This is a genomic window from Streptomyces sp. NPDC055506 (assembly GCF_053643595.1).
Map to the genome: position 1 here is coordinate 13,064 of NZ_JBSHKH010000045.1, position 19,548 is coordinate 32,611.

The 19,548-nt window shown below is 72.7% G+C and carries 18 protein-coding genes, 1 pseudogene and 1 riboswitch; of the genes and pseudogenes, 4 read left to right on the forward strand and 15 right to left on the reverse strand.

Annotated elements, in window-relative coordinates; all coding sequences use genetic code 11:
* The first annotated feature begins 57 nt into the window (after nucleotides 1–57).
* Both ACWIF2_RS18910 and ACWIF2_RS18915 read left to right on the forward strand, forming a co-directional pair.
* Nucleotides 58–789: a DsbA family oxidoreductase gene (locus ACWIF2_RS18910; RefSeq protein ID WP_454361651.1), complete on the forward strand. Its 732-nt coding sequence runs from the start codon at nucleotides 58–60 to the stop codon at nucleotides 787–789.
* Nucleotides 790–886: 97 nt separating this feature from the next.
* On the forward strand, nucleotides 887–1,939 hold the full coding sequence (locus ACWIF2_RS18915; RefSeq protein ID WP_454361652.1) for an aminotransferase class V-fold PLP-dependent enzyme: 1,053 nt from the start codon (nucleotides 887–889) through the stop codon (nucleotides 1,937–1,939).
* 144 nt (nucleotides 1,940–2,083) lie between these two features.
* Here the strand turns inward: ACWIF2_RS18915 and thpD are convergent, their stop codons facing one another.
* From thpD to ACWIF2_RS18945, 6 genes are all read right to left on the reverse strand, one after another.
* Nucleotides 2,084–2,995, reverse strand: a complete 912-nt coding sequence (gene thpD / locus ACWIF2_RS18920) for an ectoine hydroxylase (protein WP_454361653.1) — start codon at nucleotides 2,993–2,995, stop codon at nucleotides 2,084–2,086.
* A gap of 6 nt (nucleotides 2,996–3,001) precedes the next feature.
* Nucleotides 3,002–3,400 (reverse strand): ectoine synthase, encoded by a 399-nt coding sequence (locus ACWIF2_RS18925; RefSeq protein ID WP_184599670.1) that lies wholly within the window; start codon nucleotides 3,398–3,400, stop codon nucleotides 3,002–3,004.
* A 44-nt stretch (nucleotides 3,401–3,444) separates the two neighbouring features.
* Nucleotides 3,445–4,716: a diaminobutyrate--2-oxoglutarate transaminase gene (gene ectB, locus ACWIF2_RS18930; protein WP_215122286.1), complete on the reverse strand. Its 1,272-nt coding sequence runs from the start codon at nucleotides 4,714–4,716 to the stop codon at nucleotides 3,445–3,447.
* Between the two features lie 58 nt (nucleotides 4,717–4,774).
* The gene (ectA, locus tag ACWIF2_RS18935) at nucleotides 4,775–5,281 is read right to left on the reverse strand and encodes a diaminobutyrate acetyltransferase (protein ID WP_454361654.1); all 507 of its coding nucleotides are present in this window, start codon (nucleotides 5,279–5,281) and stop codon (nucleotides 4,775–4,777) included.
* Nucleotides 5,282–5,621: 340 nt separating this feature from the next.
* Nucleotides 5,622–6,161: a DinB family protein gene (locus ACWIF2_RS18940; protein WP_454361655.1), complete on the reverse strand. Its 540-nt coding sequence runs from the start codon at nucleotides 6,159–6,161 to the stop codon at nucleotides 5,622–5,624.
* Between the two features lie 220 nt (nucleotides 6,162–6,381).
* Nucleotides 6,382–7,482 carry a pyridoxal-phosphate-dependent aminotransferase family protein gene (locus ACWIF2_RS18945; protein WP_454361656.1) on the reverse strand — a complete coding sequence of 367 codons (1,101 nt, stop codon included), beginning with the start codon at nucleotides 7,480–7,482 and terminating at the stop codon, nucleotides 6,382–6,384.
* Between the two features lie 120 nt (nucleotides 7,483–7,602).
* Between ACWIF2_RS18945 and ACWIF2_RS18950 the strand changes: the two genes are divergently transcribed.
* A complete protein-coding gene (locus ACWIF2_RS18950) occupies nucleotides 7,603–8,694 on the forward strand; it encodes an amidohydrolase family protein (protein ID WP_454361657.1) in 1,092 nt (363 codons plus the stop codon).
* Nucleotides 8,695–8,850: 156 nt separating this feature from the next.
* Nucleotides 8,851–9,774: an SCO1860 family LAETG-anchored protein gene (locus ACWIF2_RS18955; protein ID WP_454361658.1), complete on the forward strand. Its 924-nt coding sequence runs from the start codon at nucleotides 8,851–8,853 to the stop codon at nucleotides 9,772–9,774.
* Between the two features lie 195 nt (nucleotides 9,775–9,969).
* Here the strand turns inward: ACWIF2_RS18955 and cobC are convergent, their stop codons facing one another.
* From cobC to ACWIF2_RS19000, 9 genes and pseudogenes are all read right to left on the reverse strand, one after another.
* Nucleotides 9,970–11,025: an Rv2231c family pyridoxal phosphate-dependent protein CobC gene (gene cobC / locus ACWIF2_RS18960; RefSeq protein ID WP_454361659.1), complete on the reverse strand. Its 1,056-nt coding sequence runs from the start codon at nucleotides 11,023–11,025 to the stop codon at nucleotides 9,970–9,972.
* Nucleotides 11,015–11,836 carry a sirohydrochlorin chelatase gene (locus ACWIF2_RS18965; RefSeq protein WP_454361660.1) on the reverse strand — a complete coding sequence of 274 codons (822 nt, stop codon included), beginning with the start codon at nucleotides 11,834–11,836 and terminating at the stop codon, nucleotides 11,015–11,017. The genes cobC and ACWIF2_RS18965 overlap by 11 nt, the downstream gene beginning before the upstream one ends.
* A gap of 98 nt (nucleotides 11,837–11,934) precedes the next feature.
* Nucleotides 11,935–12,327 (reverse strand): annotated as a pseudogene (locus ACWIF2_RS18970) (cobalamin biosynthesis protein); the annotation flags it as partial.
* 32 nt (nucleotides 12,328–12,359) lie between these two features.
* Entirely contained in the window at nucleotides 12,360–13,742 is a 1,383-nt protein-coding gene (locus ACWIF2_RS18975; RefSeq protein ID WP_454361661.1) for a cobyrinate a,c-diamide synthase, read from the reverse strand.
* Nucleotides 13,742–14,341: a cob(I)yrinic acid a,c-diamide adenosyltransferase gene (gene cobO, locus ACWIF2_RS18980; protein WP_311124958.1), complete on the reverse strand. Its 600-nt coding sequence runs from the start codon at nucleotides 14,339–14,341 to the stop codon at nucleotides 13,742–13,744. Before cobO ends, ACWIF2_RS18975 begins: the two co-directional genes overlap by 1 nt.
* Nucleotides 14,341–16,356 carry a putative cobaltochelatase gene (locus ACWIF2_RS18985; protein WP_454361662.1) on the reverse strand — a complete coding sequence of 672 codons (2,016 nt, stop codon included), beginning with the start codon at nucleotides 16,354–16,356 and terminating at the stop codon, nucleotides 14,341–14,343. Before ACWIF2_RS18985 ends, cobO begins: the two co-directional genes overlap by 1 nt.
* 130 nt (nucleotides 16,357–16,486) lie before the next feature.
* Nucleotides 16,487–17,998, reverse strand: coding sequence for a cobyric acid synthase (locus tag ACWIF2_RS18990; protein ID WP_454361663.1), 1,512 nt, complete (start codon nucleotides 17,996–17,998; stop codon nucleotides 16,487–16,489).
* Complete coding sequence (locus tag ACWIF2_RS18995) at nucleotides 17,995–18,936, reverse strand: cobalamin biosynthesis protein (protein ID WP_454361664.1); 942 nt, start codon at nucleotides 18,934–18,936, stop codon at nucleotides 17,995–17,997. Before ACWIF2_RS18995 ends, ACWIF2_RS18990 begins: the two co-directional genes overlap by 4 nt.
* 101 nt (nucleotides 18,937–19,037) lie before the next feature.
* Nucleotides 19,038–19,176, reverse strand: a riboswitch (cobalamin riboswitch).
* A gap of 146 nt (nucleotides 19,177–19,322) precedes the next feature.
* Nucleotides 19,323–19,544: a hypothetical protein gene (locus ACWIF2_RS19000; RefSeq protein ID WP_184599685.1), complete on the reverse strand. Its 222-nt coding sequence runs from the start codon at nucleotides 19,542–19,544 to the stop codon at nucleotides 19,323–19,325.
* Between the last annotated feature and the right edge of the window lie 4 nt (nucleotides 19,545–19,548).

Consider the following 19,548-nt stretch of genomic DNA (forward strand, 5'->3'; position numbering starts at 1 on the left):
TCATGCACTCGGCGGAGGGAGTCTCCGTACCCCGTACGAGCTGGAGAGAGCCGAGACATGCGCGTCGAGATCTGGAGCGACATCGCCTGCCCCTGGTGCTACGTGGGCAAGGCCCGCTTCGAGAAGGCGCTGCGGGACTTCCCGCACCGCGACGAGGTCGAGGTCGTGCACCGTTCCTTCGAGCTGGACCCGGGCCGCGCCAAGGACGACATCCAGCCCGTGATCACGATGCTCACCAGGAAGTACGGGATGAGCGCCGCGCAGGCCGAGGCCGGTGAGGACAATCTGGGCGCGCAGGCCGCCGCCGAGGGGCTGGACTACCGCACCCGGGGCCGCGATCACGGCAGCACCTTCGACATGCACCGCCTGCTCCACCTCGCCAAGGAGCACGGCCGCCAGGAGCAGCTGCTCGACGTGCTGTACCGGGCCAACTTCGCCGAGGAGCGCTCCGTCTTCGGCGAGGACGAGCGGCTCGTGGAGCTCGCCGTGGCCGCCGGGCTCGACGCGGACGCCGTCCGTGCGGTGCTCGCCGACCCGGAGGCGTACGCCTCCGAGGTCCGGGCCGACGAGCGGGAGGCCGCGCAGCTCGGCGCGAACGGTGTGCCGTTCTTCGTGCTCGACCGCAAGTACGGCGTCTCCGGCGCCCAGCCCGCCGAGGTCTTCGCCCAGGCCCTGACGCAGGCGTTCGGCGAGCGCGCGCCGCTGAAGATCGTCGACAGCGGATCCATCGACAGCGCGGACGGCGCGGACGCGTGTGGCCCGGACGGCTGTGCGGTGCCCCAGCACTGAAAACCGCAGGTCGGGGCGTATCCATAAGCGCTTCTTAGCGACATCGCGCAGTTATCGGCAATGGACGGGGGGTTCCCCGGGGACGCAGAGTGGTCCCATGGAGACCTTCGAGAACCTCGTCCGCGCCGAGTTCACCCCGAAGCACACCTACCTCAACACCGCGAGCAACGGGCTGCTGCCCGCCCGTACCGTCACCGCCCTGCACCAGGCGGTGCGGATGCGGGCCGAGGGCACGCCCCTGGGTCCCCTGTACGAGGACGTGGAGGCCGCCCGCGCCTCCTTCGCCCGGCTGGCCGGGGTGCCGGCCGAGCGCGTCGCGACCGGCGCCTCGGTCGCCGAGTACGGCGCGCTGATCGCCGCCTCGCTGCCCGCCGGTGCCGAAGTCCTCACGGCGGAGGGCGACTTCGCCTCCCTGGTGAACCCGTTCCATGTGCGCGGCGACCTCAAGGTGCGCGCCGTGCCGCTGGAGCGGCTCGCCGAGTCGGTCCGCCCCGGCACCGCGCTCGTCGCGGTCAGCACCGTCCAGTCCGCCGACGGGCGGCTCGCCGATCTGCCGGCCGTGCGTGAGGCGGCCCGGGCACACGGGGCCCGCACCTACGTCGACGCCTCCCAGTCCGCCGGCTGGCTGCCGATGGAGGCCGACGCCGACGACTTCCTCGCCGCCGTCGGCTTCAAATGGCTCATGGGGCCGCACGGGGCCGCGTTCTTCGTCGCCCCGCAGGACTTCGGCGGGCTCACCCCGCTGCTCGCCGGCTGGGTCGCCGGCGAGGTCCCCTGGGACAGCTGCTACGGCCCCGTCGAACAACTCGCCCACTCCGCACGGCGGTTCGACATCAGCCCGGCCCTCTTCACCTACGCCGGGCTGCGCGCCTCACTGGCGCTGCTCGAGGAACTCGGCGTCGACGCCGTGCACGCCCACGACCTCGCGCTCGCGGACCGCTTCCGGGCCGGGCTCGACGGGCTGGGCCACGCGCCGGTGTCCGCGCCGGGCTCGGCGATCGTGTCCGTGCCGGGGCTCGGCCACCGGCAGGGCGAGCTGAGCCGGGCGGGCATCGAGGTGTCCGACCGGGCCGGCAATCTACGGGCCGCGTTCCACCTCTACAACACCCCCGCGGACGTCGACCGGCTCCTGGACGTCCTGTCCGGCTGAGGACATGACCGGGCCGGACCTCCCGTCCCACACGAGGAGGCCCGGCCCGGTGCTCAAAGGGGCGTCACCGCACCGGTGTGAAGTCCCGAGCACCGATGCTGTGCTTTCCCGGGGGCAACCCCCGGACCCCCGGCCGGGGGTGCGTCACCGCACCGGTGTGAAGTCCCGAGCACCAATGAACTCTGGTCGCCGGACCGGCGCCGCGAACGGCTCGACCGCCGTGTTCTCCACGCTGTTGAACACGATGAACACGTTGCTGCGCGGGAACGGCGTGATGTTGTCGCCGGAACCGTGCATGGCGTTGCAGTCGAACCAGGTCGCCGAACCGGCCTTGCCCGTGAACAGCTTGATGCCGTGCTGCGAGGCCATCTGGCTCAGCGCCTCGTCCGAGGGCGTGCCCGCGTCCTGCATCTGCAGCGACTTCTTGTAGTTGTCCTTCGGCGTCTCTCCCGAGCACCCGAGGAACGTCTTGTGCGACCCCGGCATGATCATGAGACCGCCGTTGGTGTCGTAGTTCTCGGTCAGCGCGATCGAGACCGACACCGTGCGCATCCGCGGCAGACCGTCCTCGGCGTGCCACGTCTCGAAGTCCGAGTGCCAGTAGAAGCCACTGGCCCCGAAGCCCGGCTTGACGTTGATCCGCGACTGGTGGACGTAGACGTCCGAGCCGAGGATCTGCCGCGCCCGGCCGACGACACGCTCATCGCGCACCAGCCTGGCGAACACCTCGCTGATCCTGTGCACCTCGAAGACCGTACGGATCTCCTTGGACTTCGGCTCGACGATCGACCGCTCGTCGGCCCGCATGTCCGGGTCGTGCACCAGCCGGTTCAGCTCGTTCCGGTAGACGGCGACCTCGTCCTCGCTGATCAGCTCGTCGATGGCGAGGAATCCGTCACGCTCGAACGACAACAGGTCGGCCGGCGCCACCGGGCCCGGGGCGTCGGGCGCGCCCCAGACGACCGGGTCCTGTCGCGGCGTCAGCACCTCGGCGGCGCCACGACTCGGATAGAGATCCGGCATACCGGTGGTGGTGGTGTCGTAGGTGGCGGTCATGAAGCGTCACACCTCCTCGGTGAGCAGCGGGTATACGCCGTTCTCGTCGTGGTCCTCCCGTCCGGTGACAGGCGGGTTGAAGACGCAGAGGCAGCGGAAGTCCTGCTTGATCCGCAGCGTGTGCTTCTCGTGCCCGTCCAGGAGGTACATGGTGCCGGGCGTGATCGTGTACGACTTCCCGGTCTCGTGGTCGGTCAGCTCCGCTTCACCCTCCACGCAGACAACGGCCTCGATGTGGTTCGCGTACCACATCGACGTCTCCGTACCCGCGTACAGGACCGTCTCATGCAGGGAGAAGCCGACCTTCTCCTTGGCAAGGACGATGCGTTTGCTCTCCCACGTACCGGACGCCGACTTCACGTGCCGGTCGGTACCTTCGATCTCCTTGAACGAACGGACAATCACGGTGCTGCGATGCCTCCTAGGTGGGTGCTGCTTCGGTTGGTGTGTCAGGCGGTCTCTCGGACGGCGCGGGCCAGCGTGCGCAGGCCCTCGTCCAGCTCTTCGGGGGTGATGGTGAGGGCGGGGAGCATCTTGACGACCTCGCTCTCGGGACCGGACGTCTCGATCAGCAGCCCCAGCTCGAAGGCGCGCTTGGCGACCTTGTTCGCGCGCTCCTTGTCGTGGAACTCCAGGCCCCACACCAGGCCGCGGCCCCGGTACTCCTTCACATCGGCCAGGTTCTCCTCGGTGATGGAGATCAGCGCCTGCTCGACCTGCTCGCCGCGCTTGCGGGTCTGCTTCTCCATCGCGGAGCCGTCGGCCCAGTACGTCTCGAGCGTCGCGGTGGCCGTGACGAACGCGGGGTTGTTGCCGCGGAACGTGCCGTTGTGCTCACCGGGCTCCCAGACGTCGAGCTCCGGCTTGAACAGGCACAGCGACATCGGCATGCCGTAGCCGCTGATCGACTTCGAGACGGTGACGATGTCCGGCACGATGCCCGCCTCCTCGAAGGAGAAGAAGGCGCCGGTACGGCCGCAGCCCATCTGGATGTCGTCGACGATCAGCAGCATGTCCTGCCGCTCGCACAGCTCGGACAGGGCGCGCAGCCACTCGGGCCGGGCCACGTTGATGCCGCCCTCGCCCTGAACGGTCTCGACGATCACGGCGGCCGGCTTGTTGAGGCCGGAGCCCTGGTCCTCCAGCAGTCGCTCGAACCACAGGAAGTCCTCGACCGTGCCGTCGAAGTAGTTGTCGAACGGCATGGGCGTGCCGTGCACCAGCGGGATACCGGCGCCGGCCCGCTTGAAGGCGTTGCCGGTCACGGCCAGCGAGCCCAGCGACATGCCGTGGAAGGCGTTGGTGAAGGACACGATCGACTCGCGCCCCTTCACCTTCCGCGCCAGCTTCAGCGCGGCCTCCACGGCGTTGGTGCCGGTCGGGCCCGGGAACATGACCTTGTAGGGCAGGTCACGCGGCCGCAGCAGCAGGTTCTGGAAGGCCTCGAGGAAGGTGCGCTTGGCGGTGGTCGACATGTCGAGCCCGTGCGTGACGCCGTCACGCTCCAGGTAGTCGATCAGGGCGCGTTTCAGAACCGGGTTGTTGTGCCCGTAGTTCAGTGACCCCGCTCCGGCGAAGAAGTCGAGGTACTCATGGCCGTCCTCGTCGTACATGCGGCTGCCCACGGCGCGGTCGAAGACGGTGGGCCAGCCGCGGCAGTAGCTGCGCACCTCGGACTCAACGGTCTCGAAGACACTCAGGTCGGGCTGGGTGATGGTCACGACGGATCGCTCCTCGGTACGTGGGGGAAGAGTGCGGGAGTGGGGGCGGTGCGGGAAGTCAGTGGGGCAGAGGGCCGATGCGGTACAGGACCTCGGGGTCGTGCGGCCCGTCGGGGAACACGGCCGTGTCGAAGAGCACCTCGCGCTCCAGCCGGGCGCCGTGGCGCTCGGCGAACGACGTGAACAGGCGCTCCGAGGCGGTGTTGTCCGGGGTGATGGTGGTCTCCACCGTCGTCACCTCGCGCTCGGCCACGGTCCGGGCGACCAGACCGTCGAGCATCGTGGCGGCCAGCCCGCGCCCGCGGTGGGCCTCGTCCACTGCCACCTGCCAGACCAGCAGGGTGCGCGGGCTGTCCGGCCGCACGTACCCGGTGATGAAGCCCATCGGCTCGCCGTGCTCGTCACGCGCCACGGCCGACGTGGCGGCGAAGTCGCGGCACCACAGCAGATAGCTGTAGGACGAGTTCAGGTCCAGAACCTTGGAGTCCTTCGCCATCCGCCACAGTGCGGCTCCGTCGGCCACGGTGGGACGGTCGATTTGCGGATCTGCTTGTACGGCAGTCATACCAATTGAATTTACCCAGAGAAATTCAAAATCGCATCGCCGGGCGGGGTTACGTATGAGCCATGACTGTGTTATCGCGCGGGCGCGAGTCTTAAGGTGCGGAGGTGGCCAAATGTCTGGTATTGTCCCGGGAATATCGGGCGAAGCGGTCACGGTGTGTAACGCGTCACAGCCATGTAATCCCCACGAGATCTGCCCGAATTTCCCCGCCGAGTGTCCCCAAAATCTCTGGGTTTAGGACCGGGGAAAGCGGGCAGAAGAATACGGGAAGCTGTTCCTTGATGAATTCCTAATTGTGGGACAGCTTACATACGGTAGGCGACGGAAAACCACGTGTAATTCAGGCCCCGGTCACTCCGTCGATACTTTCCCGCAGGAGATCGGCGTGGCCATTGTGCCGCGCGTACTCCTCGATCATGTGAATCAGCACCCATCGCAGACTGACCTCCATCCCCGGGACCGGTCCCTCGGCGACCCGCCCGACGTGGTCCAGCGGCAGCCCCGCACACAGCTCCCGCCCGCGTGCGATCTCCCGCCGCCAGATCCCCAGCGCTTCGTCGAGACCCCGCCCCGGATCCAGCGCGTAACCGGTCGGGTCCTCGAACAGGGGCGGGGCATCGAGACCGGCGGTGACCCGCTGGAACCAGTTCCGCTCGACCTCGGCGAGGTGCTGCACCAGCCCGAGCAGCGTCAGCGCGGACGGCTCGGCCGACGGGATCCGCACCTGCGCGTCGTCCAGCCCGGCGCACTTCAGCTCCAGCGTGGCCCGGTGGAAGTCCAGCCAGCTCTCGAGCATGGCCCGCTCGTCACCGCTGAGGTGCGGCACGGGGCGGCCGTCGGGGAGGGTCGGGGTGTGCTCGGCAGATGTGTCGGTGGTCATACGGGGAGCATGGCACGGGCCACTGACAACGGGGAGTGACCTTAGGGGCCTTCTGATGGATCTCCGCAGCGTCGCGACGCCCGGCACGCACCCTCGCCGCACGGTGCGCAGGGCCAGGTGGCTCCGCCACATGACCCTCCGCACCGCACGCCGATCGCACGCACCGAACGCCGCTCCTTCTCCTGCGGAGATCCATCAGAAGGCCCCTAGCCCCCGCCGACTACCGCCACGCCTCCTCCGCGGCCCGCAGTGCCCCCTCCACATCCACCCGCAGCCCCTGCTCGGAGAGCGCGCCCCCGAGCGCCGCCAGGCTCGCCCGCACAGCCCCCCGTGTCGCATCCGCGCCGTAGTGGTTGACCCGGATCATCTCCTTGGCCAGCGCACCCCCGCCGGCGGCGACCGGCAAGGCGGGATCCGACTTCAGCGCCCTGGCCACCAGCTCCGACGCCACCACCCCGGACGGCGCCCGCAGTGTCGTGGCGACGGGCGCCGCGTCCCGGGCCTCGTACACATAGGGCTCCAGGCCGCCACCGAGCGCGACCGCCCCGGCCCGGGTGGCCGCCGCTGCGGAGGCGTGCCGGGCCATCACGGCATCGAGCCCCGCCGCCTCGATCCGCTCCACGCACGCCTCCAGCCCCAGCATCTCCAGTTGCGCCGGAGCGTGCGGCAGCGCCTTGCGGCCGCCGTCGATCCAGCGTTCCTTCCAGTCGAGGAGCGACAGATACGACCGGCGCGGCGCCCGCGGGTTCGCCGCCATCCGGGCCCAGGCCCGCTCGCTGACCGACACCGCCGAGACACCGGCGGGACCACCCATCGCCTTCTGCGCCCCGATCACGCACAGATCCACGCCCCACGCGTCTGTCAGCACCGGCTCGGCGCCGATCGACGCCACCGCGTCCAGGTAGAACAGCGCCCCGTGCGCCCGCACCACCTCGCCGATCTCCGCGACCGGGTTGGTGTTGCCGGTCGCCGCCTCCGCGTGCACCAGGGACACGAAGTCGATCTCCGGGTGCTCGGCGAAGGCCTGCCGGATCTGCTCGGCCGTGACCGCCGTGTGGAAGGGCACCGCCAGGTCCACCACCGTGGCGCCGCAGTCCCGCAGCCAGTCGCCGAAGGTCTGCCCGTACGGGCCCGTGATGACGTTCAGCGCCGTCGTCCCCGGCCCGGCCGCGGCACGGATCGCGCCCTCCAGCGGCAGCAGCGCCTCGCCCTGCGTGATCACGACGTCCTGCTCGGTGCTCAGCAGCCGCGCCACACGGTCCTCGATCGCGGCGAAGCGGTCCGCGCCGAGCGGGGCCAGGTCCAGAAACGGGTGCGTCACGGTGGGGCTCTCTTCATTCACGGGGCGGGCGGCGTCTGCCCGGGGCCGACGGCATCGAGGGTAACCGGCGGGTACCTGCCCCCTCGCAGCCGAGGTCCGCGGCTTACTAGGGTGCGGTGCATGAGCGATCGCACGGTGCTGCACGTGAGGGGACGGGTGCTCGTCGGGCCCGAGGACGTCCGCGACGAACTGTGGGTGGTGGACGGCCGCGTGACCTACGACCGTCCCGCCGGTGCCCGCGACATCCGCACCGTCAAGGGCTGGGCCCTGCCCGGCCTCGTCGACGCGCACTGCCACGTGGGACTCGACCGGCACGGCGCGGTTCCCCAGGACGTCGCCGAGAAGCAGGCCCTGACCGACCGGGACGCCGGCACGCTGCTGATCCGCGACGCCGGTTCGCCCTCCGACACCCGTTGGGTCGACGACCGCGAGGACCTGCCGAAGATCATCCGTGCCGGGCGGCACATCGCCCGCACCCGCCGCTACATCCGCAACTACGCCTGGGAGATCGAGCCGGAGGACCTCGTCGCCTACGTCGCCCAGGAGGCCCGGCGCGGCGACGGCTGGGTCAAGCTGGTCGGCGACTGGATCGACCGCGACCTCGGCGATCTGTCGGCCTGCTGGCCCCGCGGCGCGGTGGAGGCGGCGATCGCCGAGGCCCACCGCCTGGGCGCCCGCGTCACCGCGCACTGCTTCGCGGAGGACTCCCTGCGGGACCTCGTCGAGGCGGGCATCGACTGCATCGAGCACGCGACGGGCCTGACCGAGGACCTCATCCCGCTGTTCGCCGAACGGGGCGTCGCCATCGTCCCGACCCTGGTCAACATCGCGACCTTCCCGCAGCTCGCCGACGGCGGCGAGTCCCGGTTCCCGCGCTGGTCGGCCCATATGCGCCGGCTCCACGAACGCCGCTACGACACCGTCCGGGGCGCCTACGACGCCGGTATCCCCGTCTTCGTCGGCACCGACGCCGGCGGCGGCCTCGCCCACGGTCTGGCGGCGGCCGAGGTCGCCGAACTGGCCACCGCCGGCATCCCGCCCCTCGACGCGCTGGCGGCGGGAACCTGGACGGCCCGCACCTGGCTCGGCCGCCCCGGCCTGGACGAGGGCGCCCCGGCCGACCTGGTCGTCTACGACGAGGACCCCCGGGCCGACGTACGCGTACTGGCGGCGCCGCGCCGGGTGGTGCTGAACGGGCGCGTGGTCGGGTAGCCGCGAGGGTGACGCCGGGGAACGCCTGTGCAGGGGGAATCGAAAACTTCCACGGTATCGCCACGTTGGAGTGAAGAGGCGTCAGATCGCTGACGTCGTACGCCGGTTGCGCGAGTCTTTCCGGGTCCCGAGCCTGTCTCTCCTGGAGTCCCCACCGTGAACAGCACTTCCTTCCGCATGCCCGCACGCCGTCTGGCGACCGTGGTGACGGCCACGGCTCTCGCCGCCGGGCCTGTGGCACTGACCGGCGTGAGCCCGGCGCACGCCACCGGCGACCACGGCCGTGCGAGCGCCGTCGTCCTGCGCACCGGCCTCGATGTCTCCCTGCTGAACAAGTCGGTCGAGGCTCCGCTCGCCGTCTCCCTCAACGAGGTCCAGGCCCCGCGGAGCGCCGAGAAGACGGCACTGACCGCCCGCCTGGACGGGGTGAACGGCGGACGGCCGTTCAGCGTGCTGCGCGCGGACACGGCCGAGGCGAGAGCCACCGCGACCGCCACGAAGGCCGAGGGGAGCAGCACCCTGGCCCGCGCCCGCGTCCATGTCCCCGGCCTGCCGCTGCTGTCGGTCGTCGAGATCGAGCAGGTCACCTCGAAGGCCGTCTGCGAGGCCGGGAAGAAGCCGGTCGCCACGACCGAGCTGCCCGGCTCCGTGACCGTGCTCGGCAAGCGCGTCACCCTGTCCGCCGGCGGCCCGACGGACGTCGAGGTGCCGGGCGTCGGCGACGTACGCCTGGACCTCTCCAGGACGCGGACGACGTCCCGGTCGGCCGCAGCCACCGCCCTAGAACTCAAGGTGTCCGTCAACCCGTTGAAGCTGAACGTGGCCGAGGTGAACGGCACGCTCACCCTGGCCGAGGCGACCTGCGAGACCCCGAAGGCCGCGCCCGCCGCACAGCCCCCTGCCGAGCCGTCCGCTGAGCCGTCCGACGCCCCCGCCGAGATCGAGCCGCAGGGCGCCCCCGCCGAGGAGGGCCTGGCCGAGACCGGCGGCAGTTCTACGACCCCGTACATCATGGGCGGCGCGATCGCCCTGCTCGCCGTGGGCGGGGGAGCGGTGGCCCTGGCACGCCGCCGGGGCTGACCTTCCGGGGGCGCGGGGGCGGAGGGCCGTTCCTGGGCGGGCGCAGGTCCCGGACCGCGCGCTGCCCTGCCGACCCGCCGGACGGTTCCCGGCACACCGACCGAGGTGGAGCCAACGGGGGCCGCCCAGACCGGGCAGCCGCCTGCCGATGCCCTCCGACAGTTCGGCGAGCCCGACTGGCCGACGCGTGACCCGTCAGCCCGTCACTGCCCGCTCCAGTGCCCGCAGGAATCCGTCCGTCGTCGTCCGGTCCCGTACCGCCAGGCGGAGCCACTCCTCGTCCAGGCCGGGGAACGTGTCGCCGCGGCGCACGGCGTAGCCGAGGTCGCGCAGGCGGCGGCGGACGGCCGCCGCGTCCGGGAGACGGACCAGGAGGAACGGGCCCTCCGCCGGCTCGGCCACCCGCAACCCCGCCGCGGCGAACCGCGCGAGGCCCGCCACCAGGTGGGCGCGGTCCGCCGCGATGCGATGGGCGGCGTGGGCCGCCTCGGCCACGCCCCGGGGTCCCACGCACGCCCGTGCCGCGGCCAGCGCCGGTGTCGACACCGGCCACAGCGGCTGCGCCCGCTCCAGGTCCTCGACGGTCTCGGGCGCCGCCAGCACGTACCCGATCCGCAGCCCGGCCAGCCCCCAGGTCTTGGTCAGGCTGCGCAGCACCACCAGGCCCGGGACGTCGACGCGGCCCGCCAGGGCCTCGCGTTCGCCCGGCACCGCGTCCATGAACGCCTCGTCGACGACCAGCACCCGCCCGGGGCGGGCGAGCCCGGCGATCGTCTCCGTCGGGTGCAGCATCGACGTCGGGTTGGTCGGATTGCCGATCACCACCAGGTCCGCGTCCTCGGGAACGGCCGCGGGGTCCAGCCGGAAGCCGTCCTCCGCGCGCAGCAGCACCCGGCCGACCGTGTGCCCGGCGTCCCGCAGCGCCGCCTCCGGCTCAGTGAACTGCGGGTGGACCACGACCGGCCGCCGCACCTTCAGCGCCCGAGCCAGCAGTACGAACGCCTCCGCCGCGCCCGCCGTCAGCAGCACCCGTTCCGTCGGCAGCCCGTGCCGCTCCGCGACCGCCGCGCGTGCGGCCCGTCCGTCGGGATAGGCCGCGAGCCCGCCCAGCGACGCGGCGATGTGCTCCCGCAGCCACACCGGAGGCGTGTCGGCCCGGACGTTCACGGCCAGATCGACGAGTGAGCCGCCGTCGTCCCGGACCTCCGCGTCCCCGTGGTGCCGCAGATCGTGCCCGCTCTCAGTGCGCATGCGAGTCCGCCCCCTGCTGGAAGCGCCCGGGCGTGTGATGGACCCTGACGGCCTCCTCGTACCGCTCCCACACCAGGTCCAGCAGCTCCGGCTCCGGACCGATGACGCCGGCCGAGCGCACCTCGATCCCGGGGTGCGCCTCCGCCCAGCCCTCCGTCTGCTGCCGCACCCGGTCCGGCTGGACGCCGGTGAGCAGGAAGTACGGCAGGACCACGATCCGCCGGGCCCCCAGCCGCACGCACCGGTCGAGCCCGTTCGGCACGTCCGGCGCCGCCAGCGACGCGAACGCCGTCTCGACCCCCGCGTACCCGCGGCCCTCCCACAGCAGCCGCGCCGCCCTGTGCACCTCGGCGTTGGCGACGGGGTCCGTGGACCCGGGCCCCACCAGCAGCACCGTCACATCGGCCCGGTCACCCGGCCTGCGCCCCGCGGCGCCGCCCAGCGCCTCGTCCACCCGCCGTTCCAGCACGTCCAGCAGCACCGGGGGCGAGCCGAGCGGGGGGCCGTACGTGTACGAGATCCCGGGGTGCCGCTCCTGCTCACGGGCCAGGGCCGCCCGGATACCGCCCTGGGCGTGCCCGGCGGGCACCAGCGTCAGCGGAACGGCGGTGAAGTGCCGTACGCCCCGCTCCACCAGCTCGGTGACGGCGTCGCCCAGCGGCGGCCGCGACGGCTCGACGAGGCCGCCCGCGACGGGCAGTTCGGGGCGCCTGGCCCCCAGCTGCCGTACGAACGCGCGGAACGCCTCGGATCCGGTGTCGTCACGGGCGGTGCCTTGGCCGGCGATGAGCAGGGCGGGCGGGGTGGTCACAGGTGCTCCTCGGCGGAAGTGGGATGGTACGGCGGGACGTTGAGCGCGGCCTGGGATCCGGCCGGACGGGTCGGGCCGGAACCCGGCTCGGCGCCCTGCGGGCGCCGTACGACGGCACAGGTCGCCCGCGCCGGGCTCGCGGCCGACTTCCGCTTGGGGACGAGGAGTTCGCCGCCGCCCGCGAGCGCGGCGGCCTCGGCCACCGACGGGGTGCCGACGGCGGTGAGCGGCGCGTCGGACGGGTTCGGCACGTCGACCTCCGCCAACTCCCCGGCGGAGTACGTCACCAGGCGCACCCCGAGCCGCCGCGCCGCCTCGACCACGCCCGGCTCCCGCGCCTTGGCGTCGGCGGTGGCGAGCTCGGCGACACACGCCGCGGACAGCCCGGCCTCCCGCAGGGCGTCCGCGACCAGCCCGAGCACCTCCTCGACGGAAGCGCCCCGCGCCGCCCCGACCCCGACGACCAGGGACGGCGGCCCCGGCACCACCTCGGGCCCGACCCCGATGCCGCCCAGCCTGCCGCTCATGACGTCCGGCACCTCTCGACGAACCGGAGGGCGACACCGGGCTCGGACGCCCAGTGCGTGTGCAGATAGCTCGCGTGCACACCGCGTCGTACGAACCCTTCGATCCGCCGCTCCGGGGAGCGGAACCCCCAGGCGGGATCCGGCCCCGAGCCCGGCTCCACGGCCGTCCGGTGGAATTCGTGCCCCCGCATCCGGGTCCCCGCCGCCGCGAGCACACTGTCGCCGACCGCCACGGCGTCCCGGTACCCCAGGGTGAGCCGCCGCGTCATCCGCGCCCCGGCGTCCAGCACCCCGCACATCGGCTGCCCGTCCAGCTCCCGGCACAGATACAGCAGCCCCGCGCACTCGGCCGCGACCGGCGCGCCGCTCTCGGCCAGTCCGGCGACGGCCTTGCGCAGGGGTTCATTGGCCGACAGCTCGGAGACGTACATCTCCGGGAACCCGCCCCCGATCACCAACCCGCTGGTGTCTTCGGGCAGTTCCTCGTCCCGCAGGGGATCGAAGGGCACGACCTCGGCACCGGCGGCGGTGAGCAGTTCGGTGTGCTCGGCGTAGGAGAAGGTGAACGCCTCACCGCCGGCCACGGCGATCCGGGGCCGGGGTCTCTCGTGCGACCGCTTAGGCCGGTCGACGGGCGAGGAGACCGCCTCGGCCGCGTCCCAGGGCGCGCACGACAACGTGCCCGCACCCCGGGCCAGCCGCATCAACGCGTCCAGATCACAGCCCTCGGCAACCTGCGCGGCCATGGCCGCGACGGCACCGAGGGCCTCCTCGCGCCGCTCGGCGACCGGCACCAGCCCCAGATGCCGCGACGGCGTGTCCACCTGCGGCGCCCGCCGCAGCACCCCGAGCACCGGCACCCCGACCTGCTCCATGGCCTCACGCAGCAGCCACTCGTGCCGGTCCGACGCGACCTTGTTCAGAATCACGCCCCCGACCCGCACCTCCGGATCCCAGGAGGTGAACCCGTGCACCAGCGCCGCCACCGACCGGGACTGCGACGAGGCGTCGACGACCAGCACCACCGGCGCCCGCAGCAACTTGGCGACATGAGCCGTAGACGCCAGCTCGCCCTCGCCGGCCGCCCCGTCGAACAGCCCCATCACGCCCTCGACGACGGCGATGTCACACCCCCGCGCCCCGTGCTGGAACAACGGCCCGACCAGCTCCGGCCCGCACAGATAGGCGTCGAGGTTCCGTCCCAGGCGCCCGCTCGCGAGCGCGTGATACCCGGGGTCGATGTAGTCCGGCCCGACCTTGTGCGGGGACACGGCGAGTCCCCGCGCGGCGAACGCGGCCATCAGCCCCGTGGCGACGGTGGTCTTGCCGCTGCCGGAAGCGGGCGCGGCGACGACCAGCCGGGGGACGGACGAGGACATCACCACTCGATGCCCCTCTGCCCCTTCTGACCGGTGTCCATGGGGTGCTTCACCTTGGACATGTCGGTCACGAGGTCCGCGAAGTCGACGAGCTTCTCGGGCGCGTTCCGCCCGGTGATCACGACATGCTGGGTCCCGGGCCGGTTCCGCAGCACCTCCACGACCTCGTCGGTGTCGATCCAGCCCCAGTGCAGCGGATAGGCGAACTCGTCCAGCACATACAGCTTGTACGTCTCGGCCGCCAGGTCACGCTTGACCTGCTCCCAGCCCTCCCGGGCCTTCTCCTCGTTGTCCATCTGCCCGTCGCGCTGCACCCACGACCAGCCCTCGCCCATCTTGTGCCAGTCGACGGACCCGCCCTCACCGGACGCCCCGAGCACGCGCAGCGCGTTCTCCTCGCCGACCTTCCACTTCGCCGACTTGACGAACTGGAACACCCCGATCGGCCACCCCTGGTTCCAGGCCCGCAGCGCGAGCCCGAAGGCGGCGGTGGACTTGCCCTTGCCGACGCCCGTGTGAACGAAGACGAGCGGCCGGTTCCGGCGCTGTCGGGTCGTCAGTCCGTCGTCCGGAACGACACTCGGCTGTCCCTGCGGCATTACGCGGCCCTCCTCGAAGTACCCTGCACATCCTTGACCAGACCGGCGATGGAGTCGGCCCGCAGCTCGTCCAGCGTCACGGCGGTGCCGCCCAGCTCACCCGCGAGCTGCCCGGCGAGCCCCAGCCGCACCGGCCCCGACTCGCAGTCCACGACGACCGACGCGACGCCCTCGGCCGCGAACAGCCGCGCCGCCCGCCCGGCCAGGGCGACCGGCTCCGGGCCCCCGGTGGCCCGCCCGTCCGTCACCACCACGACCAGCGGCCGCCGCGCGGGATCGCGCAGCCGCTCCACCCGCAGCACGTCGTGCGCACGCAGCAGCCCGGCGGACAGCGGCGTGCGGCCGCCGGTCGGCAGCGACTCCAGCCGGGCCGCCGCCGCGTCCACGGACGAGGTCGGCGGCAGCGCGACCTCCGCGCCCGACCCCCGGAAGGTCACCAGGCCCACCTTGTCCCGCCGCTGGTACGCGTCCAGCAACAGCGACAGCACGGCCCCCTTCACGGCGCTCATCCGCTGCCGCGCCGCCATCGACCCGGAGGCGTCCACGACGAACAGCACGAGATTGCCCTCGCGGCCCTCGCGGGTGGCCTGCCGCAGGTCGTCGCGGCGCACGACGAGTCCCGGCCCGGACCGCCCGCGCGCCCGCTGGTGCGGGGCCGCGGCCTGCACGGTCGCCGCCAGGTGCAGCTTGGTGAGGGAGCCCTTCGGCCGCCGGGCGCCCGTGGTCCGGCCGTGCTCGGTCCGGGCCCGCGAACGCCGCCCGGCGGCGCCCTCGCCGAGTCCGGGCACGCTCAGCACCTTGGTCCGGAAGGGTTCGGAAGCGCGGGCGGCCGACTGCTCGCCCGCTCCTGACGGCTGCGGCTGCTTGTCCTCCCCGGCCTCGGGCCGGGCCCCCGTGTCACCGCCCTGGGGCCCCTCGTCGGGCGCCGGCTGCCCGCCGCCCCCATCGGGCCCGTCAGGACCCGAGCCCGGGTCCGGGTCGAGGTCCGGGTCCGGGTCGTCGTCCCCGGAGAACTCCTCCAGGGTCTCGTCCAGCTTGTCCTCGTCGAGACCCGGCGCGTCGAAGGGGTTGCGGCGCCGGCGGTGCGGCAGCGCGAGCAGCGCGGCCTGCCGTACGTCCTCGGCGAGCACGTCCGTACGACCGGCCCAGGCCGCCAGCGCGGTGGCGGTCCGGGCCATCACGATGTCGGCGCGCATGCCGTCCACCTCGAAGGCCGCACAGGTCGCCGCGATCTGCCGCAGCGCGTCGTCGCCCAGCCGCACCGACGGCAGCAGGTCCCGCGCGGCCACGATCCGGGCCCGTACGTCGGCCTCCTCCTCGGCCCAGCGGGCGGCGAAGGCGGCCGGGTCGTCGTCGTAGGCCAGCCGCCGTCGTACGACCTCCACGCGCTGCTCGGGCTCGCGCGAGGCCGCGACCTCGACGGTCAGCCCGAACCGGTCGAGCAACTGCGGCCGCAGCTCGCCCTCTTCGGGGTTCATGGTGCCGACCAGCAGGAAACGGGCGGCGTGCCGCACCGAGACGCCCTCCCGCTCCACGTACGAGGCGCCCATCGCCGCCGCGTCCAGCAGCAGGTCGACCAGGTGGTCGTGGAGGAGGTTGACCTCGTCGACGTAGAGGATGCCGCGGTGCGCGTCGGCGAGCAGGCCGGGCTCGAAGGCCTTCACGCCCTCCGACAGTGCCCGTTCGATGTCCAGCGCGCCCACCAGCCGGTCCTCGGAGGCGCCGACGGGCAGCTCGACCATGCGGGCCGGCCGGGAGGCGAAGCCCCCCGGCTCGTGCGGCCCGTCCGGGCAGCCGGGGTCGGGCGAGCCCGGGTCGCAGGAGAAGCGGCACTCGGAGACGACGTCCACCTCCGGCATGAGCGCCGAAAGCGCCCGCACGGCCGTCGACTTGGCCGTGCCCTTCTCGCCGCGCACCAGCACACCGCCGACCGCCGGTGACACGGCGTTCAGCAGCAGCGCGAGCCGCAGATCGTCCTGGCCGACCACGGCCGTGAACGGAAAGGGGGTGGTCACTTTTCGTCGTCCTCCAAGTCGCCTTCGCGTTGCGGATGGATGTCGGGTCGCGGATGGATCAGGCAGCCGGTCCAGCGTCTCAGGTGGCCCGCGGTCGCCGCAGCGGCGGTCCGCACCACCGCCGCCGTCCTCATACGGGCGCTCCCGGCGGGACGAACGGCAGCCCCGGCGGCGCGCCGGACTCGATGAGCCGCCACAACGCGTCCGTGTCCGCGTGCTGTTCGATCAGGTCGCCGAGCCGGTCGAGCTGCTCCTCGCGCAGCGCGGCGAACGAGGTGTCCGGCGCCGGCACGAAGCGTCGGCCCGCGGCGGCCGCCACCTCGCGCAGGAAGGCCCGCCGGAATCCGTCCGACTCCAGCGAGCCGTGCCAGTGCGTGCCCCAGGTCTGGCCGACCCGGCAGCCGTCCAAGAAGGGAGTACCGCCGGTGACATCGGCGACCCCGTGGTGGATCTCGTAGCCCTCGACCTGCTCCCCGAGGGCCTCGCCCGCCGGCCGGGTGAGGGTCTTCTCGCGGGCGAACCGCACCCGCACGGGCAGGATCCCGAGCCCGTCGACATGGCCCCTGCGGCTCTCGACGTCGTCCTCGATGTGCTCGCCGAGGATCTGGAAGCCGCCGCAGACGCCGAGGACGGGCCGCTGCTCGGCGGCCCTGCGCACGAGCGCCTCGGCCAGCCCCCGCTCCCTGAGCCACTCCAGCGCGCGGACCGTCCCCCGGGTGCCCGGCACGATGACGAGGTCGGCGTCGGCGAGTTCCTCCGGCCGGTCCACGAACCGCACGACGACACCGGGTTCGGCGGCCAGCGCGTCGACGTCGGTGAAGTTGGACATGAGAGGGACCGCGCATACGGCGACACGCAGCACGTCCTCGCCGACGGGCGGCGCGACGACGGACTCCCGGACCGTCCCCCGCAGGGAGACGCGCAGCCCGTCCTCCTCGTCGATCCCGAGCCCGTGCCGGAACGGCAGAACGCCGTACGTGTGCCGCCCGGTGAGGCCGTGCAGCATGTCGAGCCCCGGCTCCAGCAGGGAGACGTCCCCGCGGAACTTGTTCACGAGGAACCCGGCGACACACTCCTGGTCCTCGCGCGACAGCAGGGCGACGGTCCCGAAGAACGAGGCGAAGACCCCGCCCCGGTCGATGTCGCCGACGACGAGTACGGGGAGGCCGGCGTTGCGGGCGATCCCCATGTTGACGATGTCCGTCCGCCGCAGATTGATCTCGGCGGGAGAACCGGCCCCCTCACAGATCACCGCGTCATACGTGCCCCGCAACCGCTCCAGGCAGTCCAGCACCGTCCCGAGCAGCCTCTGCTGCCGCCCTCCGTGGTACCCGCGCGCACTGAGTTCCCCGACCGGCTTGCCCAGCAGCACGACCTGGCTGCTCTGCTCGCCGCCGGGCTTGAGCAGCACGGGATTCATCAGCGCGGTCGGCTCCACCCGGCACGCCTGCGCCTGCATGGCCTGCGCCCGCCCGATCTCGGCGCCTTCCCGCGTCACGAACGAATTCAGGGACATGTTCTGCGCTTTGAAGGGCGCGACCTTGACGCCCTGCCGAACCAGCCATCGGCAGATCCCGGCGGTCACGACGCTCTTGCCCGCGTCGGAGGTGGTGCCGGCGACGAGAAGCCCACCGCCCGTCATGACGTACGCCCCTTCACGAAGTGGCGCGCGGCGACACAGACGCCGAGCGCGAGCCAGCCGACACGCCTGGACAGCCGTACGGCCCGTTCGATGTCCCGGGTTTCGACGCCGCGCCCCGCGCCGTTGAGGACGGGCCGGTGCTCGACGCGCCCGCCGTAGGACAGGGTCCCGCCGAGCCGCACCCCGAGCGCCCCCGCGAACGAGGCCTCCACGGGCCCGGCGTTGGGACTCGGATGCTTGGCGGCGTCGGCACGCCAGGCCGTCACGGCTCCCCGCGGATCGCCCCCGGACACGGCCGCGAGCGCGGCGGTCAGCCGGGCCCCGGGCCACCCCGCGACATCGTCAAGCCGTGCGGAGGCCCAGCCGTAGCGCCGGTACCGCGCCGACTTGTGCCCGACCATGGCGTCGAGGGTGTTGACGGCCCGGAACCCGACAAGCCCCGGCACGCCACCTATCGCCCCCCACACGAGCGCCCCCACGACGGCGTCGGAGGTGTTCTCCGCGACGGACTCGACGACGGCCCGGGCGATCCCGTCGGCGTCCAGGGCCTGCGGATCCCGTCCGCACAGATGCGGCAGCCGCGCACGGGCCGCGTCGACGTCCCCGGCTTCCAGGGCGCGCCCGATGGCCTGAGCCTCCCGCGCGAGCGAAGTCCCCCCGACGACGGCCCAGGTGGCGACAGCGGTCAGTCCGACAGCAGCGGGGGCGGAGGTACGCACGGCACGCGCGGCGACGGCCCCCAGCGCGACGGCCCCGCCCGCGCACACCACGGTGTGCAGCGTGCCCCATCCCCGGTGGTCCCGCCACAACACCCGCTCCACGGCACCCGCGGCCCGCCCGAACGCGGCGACCGGATGGCCCCGGCGAGGATCGCCGAGCAGCAGATCACCGATCAGACCGACGGCGGCACCGTACGCGTGAACGCGACCGGCACCCACGGGCTCAGCCGGCCACGGGGGCGGACAACGGTGGGGTACTGACCCTCGATCGGCAGCCGAACATGGCGATATGTCCTCACTCAGGGTGTCCACGCCCTGGTTCGACGAGACCGGCGGTGAGAGTTCCTGGCTCCCGGGGGTTGTCGCCCCGGTGACAGTGGCGGGACCGCGCCGGACTTCCACCGGCTTCCTCTCCTGCCGCCGTATTGGCCCCGGCAGTCCACCACGGCCGCGAACCGCCGTCAACTTGCCGTTGACCTGCGAGGGGAGAGTGTGGACAAGCCCACACCGCTTGCCTCGCAGAGGGTGTGGGCGGCCGCCCCGCACACGCAACCGGGCGGCCCGGGACCGAAGTCCAGTGCCGCCCGGCGAAAAGACGATCGCGGTCAGGCCACGATCAGATAGATCCCGTACCCGACAGCCGCCGCACACGCCGCGAAGCACGCGTACGCACCCGTCACCGCGAGCCCCGCGGACCCGCCCGCCGCCACCGCCCGCTCGCGGCGCGACAGGCCGGTGATGCCGAGGGTGAACAGGCCGACGAGGGTCACGGTGGCCACGAGGCTGACGCCGAAGACGGAGCCGAGGGTCGCCCAGTCGATCTTCATCTCA

Excerpts from the sequence above, each read along its gene's own strand:
- ACWIF2_RS18915 (WP_454361652.1), top strand. The coding sequence starts at position 887 with ATGGAGACCTTCGAGAACCTCGTCCGCGCCGAGTTCACCCCGAAGCAC.
- ectA (WP_454361654.1), bottom strand. The coding sequence starts at position 5,281 with ATGACTGCCGTACAAGCAGATCCGCAAATCGACCGTCCCACCGTGGCC.
- cobC (WP_454361659.1), bottom strand. The coding sequence starts at position 11,025 with ATGCGCACTGAGAGCGGGCACGATCTGCGGCACCACGGGGACGCGGAG.
- ACWIF2_RS18940 (WP_454361655.1), bottom strand. The coding sequence starts at position 6,161 with ATGACCACCGACACATCTGCCGAGCACACCCCGACCCTCCCCGACGGC.
- ACWIF2_RS18975 (WP_454361661.1), bottom strand. The coding sequence starts at position 13,742 with ATGTCCTCGTCCGTCCCCCGGCTGGTCGTCGCCGCGCCCGCTTCCGGC.
- ACWIF2_RS18910 (WP_454361651.1), top strand. The coding sequence starts at position 58 with ATGCGCGTCGAGATCTGGAGCGACATCGCCTGCCCCTGGTGCTACGTG.
- thpD (WP_454361653.1), bottom strand. The coding sequence starts at position 2,995 with ATGACCGCCACCTACGACACCACCACCACCGGTATGCCGGATCTCTAT.
- ACWIF2_RS18950 (WP_454361657.1), top strand. The coding sequence starts at position 7,603 with ATGAGCGATCGCACGGTGCTGCACGTGAGGGGACGGGTGCTCGTCGGG.
- ACWIF2_RS18990 (WP_454361663.1), bottom strand. The coding sequence starts at position 17,998 with ATGACGGGCGGTGGGCTTCTCGTCGCCGGCACCACCTCCGACGCGGGC.
- cobO (WP_311124958.1), bottom strand. The coding sequence starts at position 14,341 with ATGCCGCAGGGACAGCCGAGTGTCGTTCCGGACGACGGACTGACGACC.
- ACWIF2_RS19000 (WP_184599685.1), bottom strand. The coding sequence starts at position 19,544 with ATGAAGATCGACTGGGCGACCCTCGGCTCCGTCTTCGGCGTCAGCCTC.